13 protein-coding genes are annotated in these 15,705 nt (G+C 53.5%); 8 read left to right on the top strand and 5 right to left on the bottom strand.

Annotated features, from left to right (window positions below):
• Positions 1–22: 22 nt before the first annotated feature.
• Positions 23–1,489, top strand: a complete 1,467-nt coding sequence (locus L384_RS01625; protein WP_023324971.1) for an amino acid permease — start codon at positions 23–25, stop codon at positions 1,487–1,489.
• 57 nt (positions 1,490–1,546) lie between these two features.
• On the opposite strand, the gene L384_RS01630 is transcribed toward L384_RS01625, so the two are convergent.
• Together L384_RS01630 and fghA are read right to left on the bottom strand one after the other, a co-directional pair.
• A complete protein-coding gene (locus L384_RS01630) occupies positions 1,547–3,532 on the bottom strand; it encodes a ligand-gated channel protein (protein ID WP_023324970.1) in 1,986 nt (661 codons plus the stop codon).
• A gap of 268 nt (positions 3,533–3,800) precedes the next feature.
• Positions 3,801–4,628 carry an S-formylglutathione hydrolase gene (fghA, locus tag L384_RS01635; protein WP_023324969.1) on the bottom strand — a complete coding sequence of 276 codons (828 nt, stop codon included), beginning with the start codon at positions 4,626–4,628 and terminating at the stop codon, positions 3,801–3,803.
• A 137-nt stretch (positions 4,629–4,765) separates the two neighbouring features.
• On the opposite strand from fghA, the gene L384_RS01640 reads away from it, so the two are divergent.
• The 7 genes from L384_RS01640 (at position 4,766) to mglC (ending at position 12,959) form a co-directional block, all read left to right on the top strand.
• Positions 4,766–5,914 carry a YbfB/YjiJ family MFS transporter gene (locus L384_RS01640; RefSeq protein WP_023324968.1) on the top strand — a complete coding sequence of 383 codons (1,149 nt, stop codon included), beginning with the start codon at positions 4,766–4,768 and terminating at the stop codon, positions 5,912–5,914.
• Positions 5,915–6,016: 102 nt separating this feature from the next.
• Complete coding sequence (folE, locus tag L384_RS01645) at positions 6,017–6,685, top strand: GTP cyclohydrolase I FolE (protein ID WP_003859328.1); 669 nt, start codon at positions 6,017–6,019, stop codon at positions 6,683–6,685.
• A gap of 18 nt (positions 6,686–6,703) precedes the next feature.
• Positions 6,704–7,861 (top strand): DUF418 domain-containing protein YeiB, encoded by a 1,158-nt coding sequence (yeiB, locus tag L384_RS01650; protein WP_023324967.1) that lies wholly within the window; start codon positions 6,704–6,706, stop codon positions 7,859–7,861.
• Between the two features lie 155 nt (positions 7,862–8,016).
• Positions 8,017–9,039 carry an HTH-type transcriptional regulator GalS gene (gene galS / locus L384_RS01655; RefSeq protein WP_003859324.1) on the top strand — a complete coding sequence of 341 codons (1,023 nt, stop codon included), beginning with the start codon at positions 8,017–8,019 and terminating at the stop codon, positions 9,037–9,039.
• A 295-nt stretch (positions 9,040–9,334) separates the two neighbouring features.
• A complete protein-coding gene (gene mglB / locus L384_RS01660) occupies positions 9,335–10,333 on the top strand; it encodes a galactose/glucose ABC transporter substrate-binding protein MglB (protein WP_017383382.1) in 999 nt (332 codons plus the stop codon).
• 79 nt (positions 10,334–10,412) lie between these two features.
• Entirely contained in the window at positions 10,413–11,933 is a 1,521-nt protein-coding gene (mglA, locus tag L384_RS01665; RefSeq protein WP_003859320.1) for a galactose/methyl galactoside ABC transporter ATP-binding protein MglA, read from the top strand.
• A 15-nt stretch (positions 11,934–11,948) separates the two neighbouring features.
• Positions 11,949–12,959: a galactose/methyl galactoside ABC transporter permease MglC gene (gene mglC / locus L384_RS01670; protein ID WP_003859318.1), complete on the top strand. Its 1,011-nt coding sequence runs from the start codon at positions 11,949–11,951 to the stop codon at positions 12,957–12,959.
• A gap of 38 nt (positions 12,960–12,997) precedes the next feature.
• On the opposite strand, the gene L384_RS0121420 is transcribed toward mglC, so the two are convergent.
• The 3 genes from L384_RS0121420 to sanA all read right to left on the bottom strand — a co-directional run bounded on the left by L384_RS0121420 (position 12,998) and on the right by sanA (position 15,626).
• Complete coding sequence (locus L384_RS0121420) at positions 12,998–13,435, bottom strand: helix-turn-helix transcriptional regulator (protein ID WP_003859317.1); 438 nt, start codon at positions 13,433–13,435, stop codon at positions 12,998–13,000.
• Positions 13,432–14,781, bottom strand: coding sequence for a type II toxin-antitoxin system HipA family toxin (locus L384_RS01675; RefSeq protein ID WP_023324966.1), 1,350 nt, complete (start codon positions 14,779–14,781; stop codon positions 13,432–13,434). Before L384_RS01675 ends, L384_RS0121420 begins: the two co-directional genes overlap by 4 nt.
• Positions 14,782–14,915: 134 nt before the next feature.
• Positions 14,916–15,626 (bottom strand): outer membrane permeability protein SanA, encoded by a 711-nt coding sequence (sanA, locus tag L384_RS01680; protein WP_003859314.1) that lies wholly within the window; start codon positions 15,624–15,626, stop codon positions 14,916–14,918.
• Positions 15,627–15,705 lie beyond the last annotated feature (79 nt).

Genomic DNA, 15,705 nt, shown 5'->3' with positions numbered 1-15,705 from the left:
ATTGAATGGACAGCATTTTCACATGGTTTCAGAAACTAAAACCACACAAGCGCCCGCGCTACGTCGCGCACTTAAGGCGCGTCACCTGACGATGATCGCCATTGGCGGCTCCATCGGTACGGGTCTTTTCGTTGCCTCTGGCGCAACAATTTCGGCAGCCGGCCCGGGTGGGGCATTATTCTCTTATATCCTGATTGGCCTGATGGTCTACTTCCTGATGACCAGCCTGGGCGAACTGGCGGCATACATGCCGGTGTCTGGTTCGTTTTCGACCTACGGACAAAAATACGTTGAGGAAGGCTTCGGCTTCGCGCTGGGCTGGAACTACTGGTACAACTGGGCGGTGACCATCGCCGTTGACCTCGTCGCGGCACAGCTGGTAATGACCTGGTGGTTCCCGGACACGCCCGGCTGGATCTGGAGCGCCCTGTTCCTGGCGGTCATCTTCCTGCTGAACTACATCTCCGTGCGCGGTTTCGGCGAAGCGGAATACTGGTTCTCTTTGATTAAAGTGGCAACCGTCATCATCTTTATCGTCGTCGGTGTGGCGATGATCGTTGGTATTTTCAAAGGGGCTGAACCGGCGGGCTGGAGTAACTGGACAATAGGCGATGCGCCGTTTGCCGGGGGCTTCTCGGCGATGATTGGCGTGGCGATGATTGTCGGCTTCTCCTTCCAGGGTACCGAGTTGATTGGCATTGCGGCCGGTGAATCCGAAAACCCGGAGAAGAATATTCCGCGCGCGGTGCGTCAGGTGTTCTGGCGTATCCTGCTGTTCTATGTGTTCGCGATCCTGATTATCAGCCTGATCATTCCGTATACCGACCCAAGCCTGCTGCGTAACGACGTAAAAGACATCAGCGTCAGCCCGTTCACGCTGGTCTTCCAGCACGCGGGTCTGCTCTCAGCCGCGGCGGTGATGAACGCGGTGATCCTGACGGCGGTACTGTCTGCGGGTAACTCCGGGATGTACGCCTCCACCCGCATGCTCTACACCCTGGCCTGCGACGGTAAAGCGCCGCGTATTTTCTCGAAACTGTCTCGCGGTGGCGTGCCACGCAACGCGCTGTATGCGACCACGGTGATTGCGGGTCTCTGTTTCCTGACCTCCATGTTCGGCAACCAGACGGTCTACCTGTGGCTGCTGAACACCTCTGGTATGACGGGCTTCATTGCCTGGCTGGGCATTGCCATCAGCCACTACCGTTTCCGTCGCGGGTACGTCAAGCAGGGGAATGATCTGAATAACCTGCCGTACCGGTCAGGATTCTTCCCGCTGGGGCCGATCTTCGCCTTCGTTCTGTGCCTGATTATTACCCTGGGTCAGAACTATGAGGCCTTCCTTGCGGACACCATTGACTGGGGCGCCGTCACGGCCACCTATATTGGCATTCCGCTGTTCCTGATCATCTGGTTTGGCTACAAACTGACGAAAGGAACACGCTTCGTTCGCTACAGTGAAATGGATTTCCCGGAACGATTTAAATAATAACCGCACTTCCTCTCTTTTAGCCCGCTCAGTTGAGCGGGCTTTTTTATGGGCAGATCAGAAGCTGTAGGTCATGCCAACGGTATAGCGGCGGCCATCCAGCACGGTGTCATACGTATCGTAATCAATCTGCTTATCGAGCACGTTATACACACCGGCAGTAACCAGCAGGTTTTTGTTGGCGTTGTAGCGCATACCGACATCAATCTGAGTGTAGGACGGTGTACCCTGGGACATTGACGTGCGGCTCAGGTACTCAGACGTTTTACCGCGCAGGTTCAGACGGCTCCAGAACCCGACGTCTGGCGTCGCCTGCCAGTCCAGGGTGGTGTTGAACATGTGTTTCGGCATTTTGTTCAGCGGCTTGCCGGAGAACTGGCCGCTCTTCTGCTCGGACTCTGTATAGGTGTAGTTTGCAGTCCAGTTCACATCACGCGTGATCTTCCACCCGAAGGAGGACTCCACACCGCGCATGTTGGCTTTGTCCACGTTGACGCGATCGCTGACGAAATCATAGCTGTGACCGCCAATCGTACAGGCGGGATCGGCGCTGCTGTTACAGCGGCGAACTTCCGTAATTTTGTCCTTGAAGTCGGTATTAAACAGCGTTACGCCGGCATTCAGGTTATCGGTGTTATCCCAGAGCAGGGCGAGCTCTTCGCTCAGACTCTTCTCTGGTTTCAGATCCGGGTTGCCGACGATGATACCGTCAAGACGGCCGCCACCTGTCACCTGGCCCCAGCTGGCAGACGACTGACGCAGATCCGGCGCACGATAGCCAGCAGAAACCCCGCCTTTCAACGTCCACTGATCGGCCAGGTGCCATACGCCGTAACCGCGCGGCGTCCAGTTAGTACCGTAGTTTTGGTCTTTGTCCATACGCAGGCCGCCGGTCAACGTAAAGCTTTCCGTCATTGACCATTCATCTTCGGCAAACAGGGCCCAGCTCCAGCGCGTCAGTTTGTTCAGGCCGTCAGCAGCTTCCAGCTGATTACCGTTGTCGCGCAGTTTCTCATAGCGATACTGCCCGCCGAGGGTCAACGTATGATCGCCGAGGAAAATCTGGTTCTGGTTGTTGAAGGTGGTGTTATAGGAGCGCATTTCGCGACCTGGATTATTGGTCTCTTCCTGCTGGATATAGCTGGTGGTATTGAAGTCTTCGTAATAACCACTGTGGGTTAACGAGTAGGTCGTGTGCTCATAGCGCGAGTCGCTTTTGGTATTTGGCGTACAGGTTGTTCCCCGGCAGGTTTCAGCCGCTTTCGACATCCCCGGGGTGCTGTTTCTGTCCTGAAGTTCGCGAGCAAAGTCGAGGTCGAAATCGTTCTTCTCGTCCGGCGTGAAGTTCAGCGTAATGCCACCGTTACGCATTTTCTGCTCGTTATAGCCGTTCACGATTTTATCTTCTGCGCGGCGTGACAACAGCCCCGTCACCTTTGCGCCCAGAAGTCCGTCGATCAGGGGACCAGAGGCGTAGGCGTTGGTCTGGAAGATATCGCCGGAATCATGATTTTCCTGGAAGGTTGCATCGCCATGCAACGAACCGGTCCAGGCTTTGGTGTTCGAGACTTTTTTGGTAATGACGTTAATGACGCCACCCATCGCATCGGAGCCGTAAAGCGAGGACATCGGGCCGCGGATGACCTCGATGCGCTCAATGGACTCAAGCGGCGGCAGCCAGCCTTGTTCAATACCCGAGTTGTCGCTGTTGGGGCGGGTGCTTCGCGTACTGACGCGTTTGCCGTTCACCAGGAACAGGGTGTACTGAGAGGCCATGCCGCGAATACTGATATCACTGCTGCTTCCGCCGCCAGTGACGACAACACCCGGGACATCTCTCAGGGCATCGGTAACATCACGGTAGGCTTTATCTTCAATCTGCTGTTTTGAAATCACAGAGATGGAGGCGGGGGCATTCTGGATCTTTTGTTCAAAACCCGTTGCAGTGACGACAACGGTGTCCTGATCGGCTGCGTGAACGAAGGGGGAACATGTGGCAGCGCCAATGGCGACGGCCAGGAGCTTAATGCGTGGTATTGTCATTTGTACATTCCGTATAAAAATGAAAAAAACTCCATCGGGATAACCCTGAGAACTGTATGTTTTTGTCTTGTAAGAACTCTTTGAGATGGAGAAGAGCTTGGAATTGTACAAAAGAATGTAGAATTGTAAACACAAATGATAATTGAAATCATTTGTGTTTGAGTGATGACGACGGAAAACAGGCTGGATTCAAGCGGATAGAAGTATGTAAAGAGGGGGAGGGGAAAGACCCGGCAGGCGGGAGGCGCTACCGGGCAAAAGGCGGAACTTACCTGAACAGATGCTCCGCATGGAAGCGGAGATGATCCTCAATAAAGGACGCCATGAAGTAATAGCTGTGGTCGTATCCCGGTTGAATGCGCAGCGTCAGCGGCCAGTCCTTCTGGCGCGCGGCTTCCGCCAGCACCGCAGGCTGTAACTGCCCGGCGAGGAACTGATCGGCATCACCCTGATCCACCAGCATAGGGATAGCGTCTTCTGACTGGCTCGCCAGCATCAGCGCGCAGCTATCCCATTCCTGCCATTTCTCTACATCTTCACCCAGATATTGCCTAAAGGCTTTTTGCCCCCACGGCACCTGCGTTGGGTTCACAATCGGCGCAAATGCGGACACGCTGGTGTATTTCCCCGGATTTTTTAGCGCCATTATCAGCGCCCCGTGGCCACCCATCGAATGTCCGCTTATCGCGCAGCGCTCGCTGACCGCGAACTGAGAGTGCACCAGGGCAGGCAGTTCATCGCGAATGTAGTCATACATGCGGTAATGGCTCGCCCACGGTTGTTCCGTGGCGTTGAGATAGAAGCCGGCGCCTTTACCCAAATCGTATCCGGCATCGTCGGCCACGTCCTCGCCACGCGGGCTGGTATCTGGCATCACCAGCGCAATGCCCAGTTCGGCGGCAATACGCTGGGCGCCCGCTTTGGTGGTGAAGTTTTCGTCGTTGCAGGTCAGGCCTGAAAGCCAGTACAGCACCGGTGGATTGTCCGCAGGGGGCAGGAAAATGCTGAACGTCATAGCACAATTCAGCGTGGTGGAGTCGTGCCGCCAGCGCTGCTGTCGACCTTCAAAACAACGATGCTCTTCGAGCAGTTCCATGCAGGGCTCCTAATACGAAAGACTATTCATAAAACGCATAATACAGAGTTTTCATTGACCTGTGAGCAACTTTCACTTTCGCAGGACGGCGAGATGTTGCATCATAAATTTACTTTTCTTTAACAATTGGAGCGATCATGGCGCTGCGTATCGCGCTCAGCGGATTTGTGGTTCTGGTCGTGGCGATGGGGATAGGACGCTTCGCCTTCACACCTCAGGTGCCGCTGATGATAGCCGCCGGGCAACTCACGCTTACCAGCGCGGGGCTGGTGGCGGCAATGAACTATCTGGGCTATCTGGTAGGGGCATGGGATGCCATGCGCGCCCATCGCTTCGTTGAAACACGTCTCTGGCTTGGCATCACCGGTGCGGTGGCGCTGACGCTGCTCTCCGCGGCGGCAGAGAATGCCGTTGTTCACGGTCTGCTGCGCTTTGTGATCGGCTGCATGAGCGGCTGGTCGATGGTGCTGATTGCCGCCTGGACCAACGAGCGGCTGGGGCAGCTGGGCAAACCGGGACTCAGTGCGGCCGTCTTTGCCGGACCCGGGGCCGGCATCGCCCTGAGCGGCCTGCTGGCGGTCTATATTCAGGCGAAATCCTTGTCCGCCGGGGCGGCATGGCAAATCTACGGCGTACTGGCGCTGGTGCTGATCGTACTGGTGGCGCGCTACCTGCCGCGCGCAGGTCAGCTTCATCGCCCTGGTACCGCGCCTGAGCCGTTGCTGCTGACTGCGGATCTCAGGCGTCTGGTCTGGAGCTACAGCCTGGCAGGGTTCGGCTATATCCTCCCGGCGACCTTTTTATCGCAAATGGCGGCGGTGCGTTTTCCCGGCAGCCTGTTTGCCCAGTTTGTCTGGCCAATATTTGGCGCCGCCTCGGTGGTGGGGATTGCGCTCAGCATTGCCCTGCGGAATATATCAAGCGCTAACCGCAGGCTGGCGATTGTTCTTTGGTTACAGGGGATTGGCGTGCTGGCGGCCTGGTTGCTGCCGGGCATAGGCGGCTTGCTGACGGGTGGGCTGCTGGTGGGCGGCGGGTTCCTCTGCGCCGTGCAGCTCTCTCTTCTGTACGGTCGCGAGCTGGCGCCAGACCACACGCGTTACATGGCGGGACTGCTCACCACCGGGTATGCCATTGGTCAGCTGGTGGGTCCGGTCACGTCGGCTCTGTCGACCTGGCTCACGCACCGTCTGGAACCTGCGCTGGGGCTGGCGGGGATCGCGCTGTTCGTTGGCGGAGCGTTAGTCTGGAACCGTCAGGCTGAAAGGCAACAGCAATTGCAATAATTATCGTCGTGAATACTGGATTATGTGCGTCGCCTCACGCACAATGAGCGCACACTTTTGCCACAACGAGGGCAAAAGACGCCACACCTGCAGGAGAAAAGAATGTCATCACTCAGTAAAGAAGCAGCCCTTGTCCATGAAGCGCTGGTTGCGCGCGGTCTTGAAACGCCACTGCGCCCGCCCGTGCAGGAGCTGGACAATGTTACCCGCAAGCGTCTGATCGCCGGCCATATGACGGAGATCATGCAACTGCTGAATCTCGATCTGAGCGACGACAGCCTGATGGAGACGCCGCACCGCATCGCGAAGATGTACGTCGACGAAATTTTCTCCGGCCTGGATTACGCGAACTTCCCGAAAATCACCGTCATTGAAAATAAGATGAAGGTCGATGAGATGGTGACGGTACGCGATATCACGCTGACCAGCACCTGCGAGCATCACTTTGTGACCATCGATGGTAAAGCGACGGTGGCCTATATTCCAAAAGATACGGTCATTGGCCTGTCCAAGATCAACCGCATCGTGCAGTTCTTTGCCCAGCGTCCGCAGGTGCAGGAACGTCTGACGCAGCAGATCCTGACCGCACTGCAAACCCTGTTGGGGACTAACAATGTGGCGGTGTCTATCGACGCGGTGCACTACTGCGTGAAAGCGCGCGGCGTGCGTGATGCTACCAGCGCAACCACCACCACTTCGCTGGGCGGCCTGTTCAAATCGAGCCAGAACACCCGCCAGGAGTTCCTGCGCGCCGTGCGTCACCACAACTAATCAGACAGGGCAGGGACCATGGAGCGAAACGTCACGCTCGATTTTGTTCGCGGCGTCGCCATTCTCGGTATCCTGCTGCTGAATATCAGCGCCTTCGGTCTGCCGAAGGCCGCCTATCTGAATCCTGCGTGGTATGGCGACATCACGCGTAGCGACGCCTGGACGTGGGCAATCCTCGATCTCTTTGCACAGGTGAAATTCCTGACCCTCTTTGCGCTTCTGTTTGGCGCGGGACTTCAGCTTCTGCTCAAACGCGGTACGCGCTGGATCCAGTCGCGTTTAACGCTGCTGGTTATCCTCGGTTTTATTCACGGGCTGCTTTTCTGGGACGGCGATATTCTGCTCGCGTATGGTCTGGTGGGCCTGATTTGCTGGCGGCTGATCCGCGACGCACCCGGTGTGAAAAGCCTGTTTAACACCGGCGTGATGCTCTATGTCATGGGACTGGCCGTGTTATTGCTGCTTGGCATGATTGCCGATGATTCCACCAGTCGTTCATGGATCCCGGATGCGGCCAACCTGCAATATGAGCAGTTCTGGAAGCTGAAAGGCGGCATGGAAGCGATCGGCAACCGGGCCGATATGCTCGGCGATAACCTGCTGGCGCTGGGCGCGCAATACGGCTGGCAGCTGGCGGGGATGATGCTGATGGGTGCAGCCCTGATGCGCACCGGCTGGCTGAAAGGGGAATTTAGCCTGCGACACTATCGTCGTACGGGTGCAGGGCTGGTGCTGCTCGGCGTGATCATCAACCTCCCGGCGGTGATGATGCAGTGGCATCTACAATGGGATTACCGTTGGTGTGCGTTCCTGTTGCAGGTGCCGCGCGAACTGAGCGCGCCGTTCCAGACCATTGGCTATGCGGCGCTGATCTATGGCTTCTGGCCCCAGCTTTCTCGCCTGTGGATCGTCAGTGCGGTGGCCTGCGTCGGGCGGATGGCGTTAAGCAATTACATCCTGCAAACGCTGATATGCACCACGCTTTTCTACCGATTCGGCCTGTTTATGAAATTCGAACGCCTGACGCTGCTGGCGTTTGTTATTCCGGTCTGGATTGTTAACGTGGTGTTTTCAGTTGTCTGGCTGCGTTTTTTCCGTCAGGGCCCGCTGGAATGGGCATGGCGACAGTTAACCGCTCGTGCTTCGGGCGTGTCATTGCGTAATACATCCAGATAACGATCTGGATCACAATCATTAACAAAACGAATGTAAGCGTTTTCATCTGTGTGAGCTTCTTCACGTAGTCTCCTCTCTCTCGCTGCCAGAATAGCCACCTTGCTAAACACAGGGGGTGTCTGTGAGTTGCTGCAATCCTTTAAAGGGTGGTGAATATGATCACCATTCGTGACGTCGCCCGCCAGGCGGGTGTTTCTGTTGCTACTGTCTCCCGTGTGCTGAACAACAGTGCGCTGGTCAGCCCTGAAACGCGTGAAACCGTAATGAAAGCCGTGACCCAGCTGGGGTACCGGCCAAACGCCAATGCCCAGGCGCTGGCGACGCAGGTCAGCGATACCATTGGCGTAGTGGTGATGGACGTGTCGGACGCCTTCTTCGGCGCGCTGGTCAAAGCGGTGGATGTGGTTGCCCAGCAGCACCAGAAATATGTGCTGATTGGCAACAGCTATCACGAGGCTGAAAAAGAGCGTTATGCCATTGAGGTACTGATCCGCCAGCGCTGTAACGCCCTGATTGTGCACTCAAAAGCCCTGAGCGATGAAGAGCTGGCCGGGTTTATGGAGCAGATCCCCGGCATGGTGCTGATCAACCGTATCGTCCCCGGCTACGCGCATCGCTGCGTCGGTCTGGATAACATCAGCGGCGCGATGATGGCGACGCGGATGCTCATCAGCAACGGCCATCAGCGCATAGGTTATCTGGCTTCCAGCCACGGTATTGAAGACGACATGATGCGCCGCGAGGGCTGGCAAAACGCCCTGAAAGAGCAGGGCATTGCGCCGCTGGAGAGCTGGGTAGGTACCGGTTCGCCGGACATGCAGGGCGGTGAAGCGGCAATGGTTGAACTGCTGGGGCGTAATCTTCAGCTGACGGCCGTGTTTGCCTATAACGACAGCATGGCGGCAGGTGCGCTTACCGCGCTGAAAGATAATGGCATTGCGGTACCGCAGCATTTATCGCTGATCGGTTTTGATGATATCCCCATTGCCCGTTACACCGATCCGCAGCTGACAACGGTACGTTATCCCATTGCGTCGATGGCGAAACTGGCGACAGAGCTGGCGTTACAGGGGGCGGCTGGGCTGTTAGATCCTGACGCAACGCATTGTTTTATGCCGACTTTAGTACGCCGCCATTCGGTCGCTATCCGGCAAACTGTGGCTCCGATCACTAACTGATAACATCACGTGATGTAACCGTTTTCAATCTGTGAGTAAATTCACAGTATCTTAACAAGCCGCTGTCTATGATGTCAGCGTTTTAGGGGCTGAAACACAATGTAACGGTGATTATTCACTTTTACCGTTATCACAATGCCTCAAACAACGAATAAAACGCATTTCTGGAGCGTTACCGAACACGGAAGCTGGACATTTTATAAGTGAACTTCGGCGATCAGTAACGTTTTATTAACATCTGCCCGCCGACCGTTTTTCACAAGAACTACCCTGCATAAAAAAAACCGGAGATACCATGAATAAGAAGGTGTTGACTCTGTCTGCTGTCATGGCAAGCATGCTTTTTGGCGCAGCAGCACACGCAGCGGATACCCGTATTGGCGTGACTATCTATAAATACGACGATAACTTCATGTCCGTTGTGCGTAAAGCAATTGAAAAAGATGCTAAATCAGCGCCAGACGTGCAGCTGCTGATGAATGACTCCCAGAATGACCAGTCCAAACAGAACGATCAGATTGACGTTCTTCTGGCAAAAGGCGTGAAAGCGCTGGCTATTAACCTGGTTGACCCGGCTGCGGCAGGCACGGTGATCGAGAAAGCGCGCGGCCAGAACGTGCCAATTGTCTTCTTCAACAAAGAACCTTCCCGTAAAGCGCTGGACAGCTACGACAAAGCGTATTACGTGGGTACCGACTCCAAAGAGTCCGGGATTATCCAGGGCGATCTGATTGCGAAACACTGGGCGGCGAACCCAAACTGGGATCTGAACAAAGATGGTCAGATTCAGTTCGTTCTGCTGAAAGGCGAACCGGGCCATCCAGATGCTGAAGCACGTACCACCTACGTTATTAAAGAGCTGAACGACAAGGGCCTCAAAACCCAGCAACTGGCGTTAGACACCGCAATGTGGGATACCGCTCAGGCGAAAGATAAGATGGACGCGTGGCTGTCCGGCCCTAACGCCAACAAAATTGAAGTGGTCATTGCCAACAACGATGCGATGGCAATGGGTGCGGTAGAAGCGCTGAAAGCACACAACAAATCCGCCATTCCTGTATTCGGTGTGGATGCCCTGCCAGAAGCGCTGGCGCTGGTGAAATCTGGCGCTATGGCCGGTACCGTGCTGAACGATGCCAACAACCAGGCGAAAGCCACCTTCGATCTGGCGAAAAATCTGGCCGATGGTAAAGGTGCCGCAGACGGGACTAACTGGAAAATTGACAACAAAATCGTTCGCGTTCCTTACGTGGGCGTAGACCAGTCCAACCTGGCTGAGTTTATCGGTAAATAAGTTATCTGCATTGTCTTCACTGGGCGCAATTCGTTGCGCCCTTTTATAACGCGATATGCGAGGCCAACAAGGTATAATTATGGTCAGCACAACTACTCAGTCGTCCGGTGAATACTTGTTGGAAATGACCGGTGTCAATAAGTCATTCCCCGGTGTTAAGGCGCTCGATAATGTTAATTTAAAAGTTCGTCCTCACTCTATTCATGCATTAATGGGTGAAAACGGTGCGGGTAAATCAACATTATTAAAATGCCTTTTTGGGATCTATCAAAAAGATTCTGGCAGCATTCTTTTTCAGGGAAAAGAGATCGACTTCCATTCAGCGAAAGAAGCGCTGGAGAACGGTATCTCGATGGTACACCAGGAATTAAACCTGGTCCTGCAACGTTCAGTTATGGATAATATGTGGTTGGGTCGTTATCCAACCAAAGGTGTCTTTGTCGATCAGGATAAAATGTATCGCGACACCAAAGCCATTTTTGATGAGCTGGATATTGATATCGACCCGCGCGCCCGCGTCGGGACATTATCCGTTTCCCAGATGCAGATGATCGAAATTGCCAAAGCGTTCTCATATGATGCGAAAATTGTGATCATGGATGAACCTACATCGTCATTAACGGAAAAAGAGGTTAACCACCTTTTTACCATTATTCGTAAGCTGAAAGATCGCGGCTGTGGCATTGTCTATATCTCACATAAAATGGAAGAGATCTTCCAGCTGTGCGATGAAATCACCATCCTGCGCGACGGTCAGTGGATTGCCACCCAGCCGCTGGAAGGGCTGGACATGGACAAGATCATCGCCATGATGGTTGGCCGTTCTCTGAACCAGCGCTTCCCGGATAAAGAAAACAAGCCAGGCGAAGTGATTCTGGAGGTGCGTAACCTGACCTCGCTGCGTCAGCCGTCTATCCGCGATGTCTCTTTCGATCTGCACAAGGGGGAGATCCTTGGCATCGCAGGGCTGGTGGGCGCTAAGCGCACCGATATCGTGGAAACCCTGTTTGGTATCCGTGAGAAAGCCGAAGGCACCATTACGCTGCACGGTAAGAAGATCAACAACCACAACGCCAACGAAGCCATTAATAATGGCTTTGCGCTGGTGACGGAAGAGCGTCGTTCCACCGGTATTTACGCTTATCTGGATATTAACTTTAACTCGTTAATTTCTAATATTCGCAATTACAAAAACAAGGTCGGGCTGCTGGATAATTCCCGCATGAAGAGCGATACCCAGTGGGTGATTGACTCCATGCGCGTGAAAACGCCGGGCCACCGCACGCAAATTGGCTCACTTTCGGGAGGAAACCAGCAGAAAGTCATTATTGGTCGCTGGCTATTAACCCAGCCTGAAATTCTGATGCTGGATGAACCTACGCGCGGTATCGACGTGGGTGCAAAATTCGAGATTTACCAGCTTATCGCAGAGCTGGCGAAAAAAGATAAAGGGATCATTATTATTTCTTCCGAAATGCCGGAATTGTTAGGGATCACAGACCGTATTCTGGTTATGAGCAATGGTCTCGTTGCCGGTATTGTTGAAACCAAAACGACAACGCAAAACGAAATTTTGCGTCTTGCGTCTTTGCACCTTTAAGATCAGGGGCTCCTCATGAGTGCGTTAAATAAAAAAAGTTTTCTCACTTATCTGAAAGAAGGCGGTATTTACGTTGTTCTTTTAGTCTTGCTGGCGATTATTATTTTCCAGGACCCTACGTTCTTAAGTCTGCTGAACTTGAGTAACATTCTGACCCAGTCTTCCGTCCGTATTATTATCGCGCTTGGCGTGGCGGGGCTTATCGTTACTCAGGGGACTGACCTTTCGGCAGGGCGCCAGGTGGGTCTGGCGGCGGTCATTGCGGCGACCCTGTTGCAGTCGATGGAAAACGCCAACAAGGTATTCCCGGAGATGGCGACCATGCCGATTTTCGTGGTGATCCTGATCGTGTGTGCCATCGGCGCGGTAATTGGCCTGATTAACGGCATCATTATTGCTTACCTGAACGTGACGCCATTCATCACTACGCTTGGCACGATGATCATCGTTTATGGTATCAACTCCCTGTACTACGATTTCGTCGGCGCGTCTCCAATCTCTGGCTTCGACAGCGGCTTCTCGACCTTCACGCAGGGGTTTGTTGCGCTCGGCAGCTTCCGTCTCTCCTATATCACCTTCTATGCGCTGATTGCGGTGGCATTCGTCTGGATCCTGTGGAACAAAACCCGCTTCGGTAAAAACATCTTTGCTATCGGCGGTAACCCGGAAGCGGCGAAGGTCTCCGGGGTCAACGTGGCTCTGAACCTGCTGATGATTTATGCTCTGTCCGGGGTCTTCTACGCCTTCGGCGGGATGCTGGAAGCAGGCCGTATCGGCTCTGCAACCAACAACCTCGGCTTTATGTACGAACTGGATGCGATTGCGGCCTGCGTGGTTGGCGGCGTCTCCTTCAGCGGCGGCGTGGGTACCGTGCTGGGCGTGGTGACCGGTGTGATCATCTTCACCGTTATCAACTACGGTCTGACCTACATCGGTGTGAACCCGTACTGGCAGTACATTATCAAGGGTGCGATCATCATCTTCGCAGTTGCCCTGGATTCACTGAAGTACGCGCGTAAGAAATAAGCGCTGGAATGAAAGAACCCGCAGCGATGCGGGTTTTTTTATGAGAAAAGTGAAGCGATAAGCGATTTTGAAACGGGCACTAGTCCGGTTTGAAGCCCAAAGGGTTTAAAGATTTTATTTATGACGTCAGCGGAATAATTGCCTCTGTTATTTTCTACATCCGACAATGTTTTCCGGGATACGCTGACCAGCTTTGCATATTCATCCTGCTTCAGCCCTAACACCTCGACCCTGAGCCTTTTCAGCGCCTCTCCCTGTGTGATTTTCCCCAGCAAAATGTCCCGTATGGCTGCATGCAGTACAGCCTGGCGATCGAGAGTACTAATCCGCGTTAAGCCTTGTGTAACGCGTTGCCTCTTCACTACCGATGGCTTATCCGGCTCTTCCGCCTCGTCATGATGTCGCTTTTTATTTACGCTGCGTACTTGAGCTAATGTCTGTAAAAGCTCTGATTCAGCTTCATTAGGTGTTTTCATAATAAACCCCAACGGGAAAGTTTATCCGGGATGTAGCGAAAACCCATCGCGGGCATTTCCATTATCTGTTCGGGAACGCCTCGCGCCGCCAGCCTTTCCGGGAGATCAATAAGCTGAACGGCTGTTTCATGCAGAGCATCAAGTAATGTTGCGGGAGGGATCCACTCCGCCAGCGTTTGTGCGATAGTGTTGAAATTATAATCCCCCCCTGATTCGCAAGATAATGACCACTTCAGGGTTCTTGGTATCCCTATAGGATCGGCTTTCATCGGCGCAAAGTCATATACAGGGGAGAGCATAATTTGATTTTCAGCCTTCACAAAGGCGGTATTTCGCCCATGGTTGTCACTATTTCCAAAAATAATATTTAGCAGATCGCGACGCACCCATTCTGTTACAAATCCCGGAATATCAAAATGATAACCCTGCTGCTGGACCATATGGCTGGAGGTGATTTTATTAATTAACGCGCGCAACGTTGTCTCATGATCAAGGAGGGTGCCGGGTGCCTTTTGTAATAGCGAATACACCGATTCCATACCCAGCCTGACCAGTTGGTCCTGCTCATTTCTCACTATGTCGAAACGCGGTAACCACAGAGACGGGTAATGGCTACCTTCTTCAAGGCGCATTGTTTCCACTGGGATCGTGGAAAAACCCATCGCGTTAAGCTCATGATAATAATGGAATTCAGCTCGCAGAATATTACAATCCACTTCTGTCCTGTTACCGCGTGGATATTTAACCAAATAATAGCGGTCCCGGTTATCCGGCTCGTTTTGCCAAGTATCGATCCAGATGGCATCAGTTTCACTACAGCGCAGCAAAAGTTTAGGCGCTTCACCGCCAGCACCGGTTGCACCACCCGCCGCCGCGCCTCTTTCCTGGGCATAATCCAGAAAATCGGCCGCACGATCGATGACGTCCGCAACCGTAAACGTTTTAGTGCTGGCGAATTTATTCCATTCTGGGACGGATTCCTTTATGCGCAAATTCCCCACAGGGGACATTGTGCCAAATTTCAGCAATAAGAAATTTTGCTGGCCAACGGGTAACTCACTGATGTCGAGCGCATTAATCCAGTAACGGCGGCTTGCTCCGGCGGGAATGATATCGTCGATAAATCGCAGCCAGCCCGGTTGGCCATGGTCATCAAAAAAGAGTGATACAGGGTGATTGACTGAGACTGCGTGAAAATCATCATAGTCGAGAAAATTAATCGCATACTCAGTAAGATAGTCTAACTGCGTGATATTCCAGTCATTTTTTTCACTTCCAGGATATTTGATGAGAGCGATATCCGTCCATGTTTCGTTCAGATATGCCTGTACGGTTAACGTCTCCATCTCACCTCCATAACGCGACAATGTGTAAAATATTACTCATAGTCAGTGATAAAAACAAGTATTGCTACTTATATCACTCATTAGGTGTCTAAAAAGAGAGTAATGCGTTTTATATCACGCACTGTAGATCTGGATTACTTCTTCTGAATTTCCAGCAACTGCTCCGGCGTTACCGCCGGATAACCCTGCGCATCTTCCGGCACTTCATGCATCGTTGGGATCGGCACCAGCGGGCCTAAAAAGCGCGGTTCACGTTTGAACAGGTACAGGTCAGCCAGCGCGCCGAAACGGGCGCCAAACTCACGCACGCGCACGCTCAGCATATCTTTTGGCGAAGGCACCGCATAACACTGCGCCTGAATGCCCATATGCAGGGCGATAAACAGCGCCCGCTCGCAGTGGAAACGCTGGGTAATGATGATGAAATCATTGGTGTCGAACACCTTGCGGGTACGCACGATGGAATCAAGCGTGCGGAATCCGGCGTAGTCGAGCACGATATCGGCCGGGTCGACGCCTGCGGCAATCAGATCTTTGCGCATCGTCACCGGCTCGTTATAGCTTTGCAGCGCGTTATCGCCGCTCAACAGCAGATAGTTCACCTTGCCGCTGTTATAGGCGTTCAGCGCGCCCTGAATACGATACCGGTAATACTGATTTATGACGCCGGTGCGGTAATACTTGGCGGTGCCAAGCACCACGCCAACCTGACGGTAGGGGAGGTCCTGTAGGTCATCAAAAATGTAGGGGGCTGTTTTCCAGCTCATCCAGCGGTCGAGACCCAGCACGATCAACAGCAGTATGCCGACCAGGACAGACAGGCTGTAAAACACGCGCTTTAACATGCAGATGGCTCGTACCGATGATGAAATTTCCCTCAGGCTACTGTACCCGCCTGGTTAGCGCAAGAAACAGCGATTCAAC

The organism is Enterobacter sp. MGH 38 (genome assembly GCF_000492855.1).
GTDB lineage: Bacteria > Pseudomonadota > Gammaproteobacteria > Enterobacterales > Enterobacteriaceae > Enterobacter > Enterobacter hormaechei_C.
This window is presented reverse-complemented; position numbering and strand designations above follow the sequence as displayed.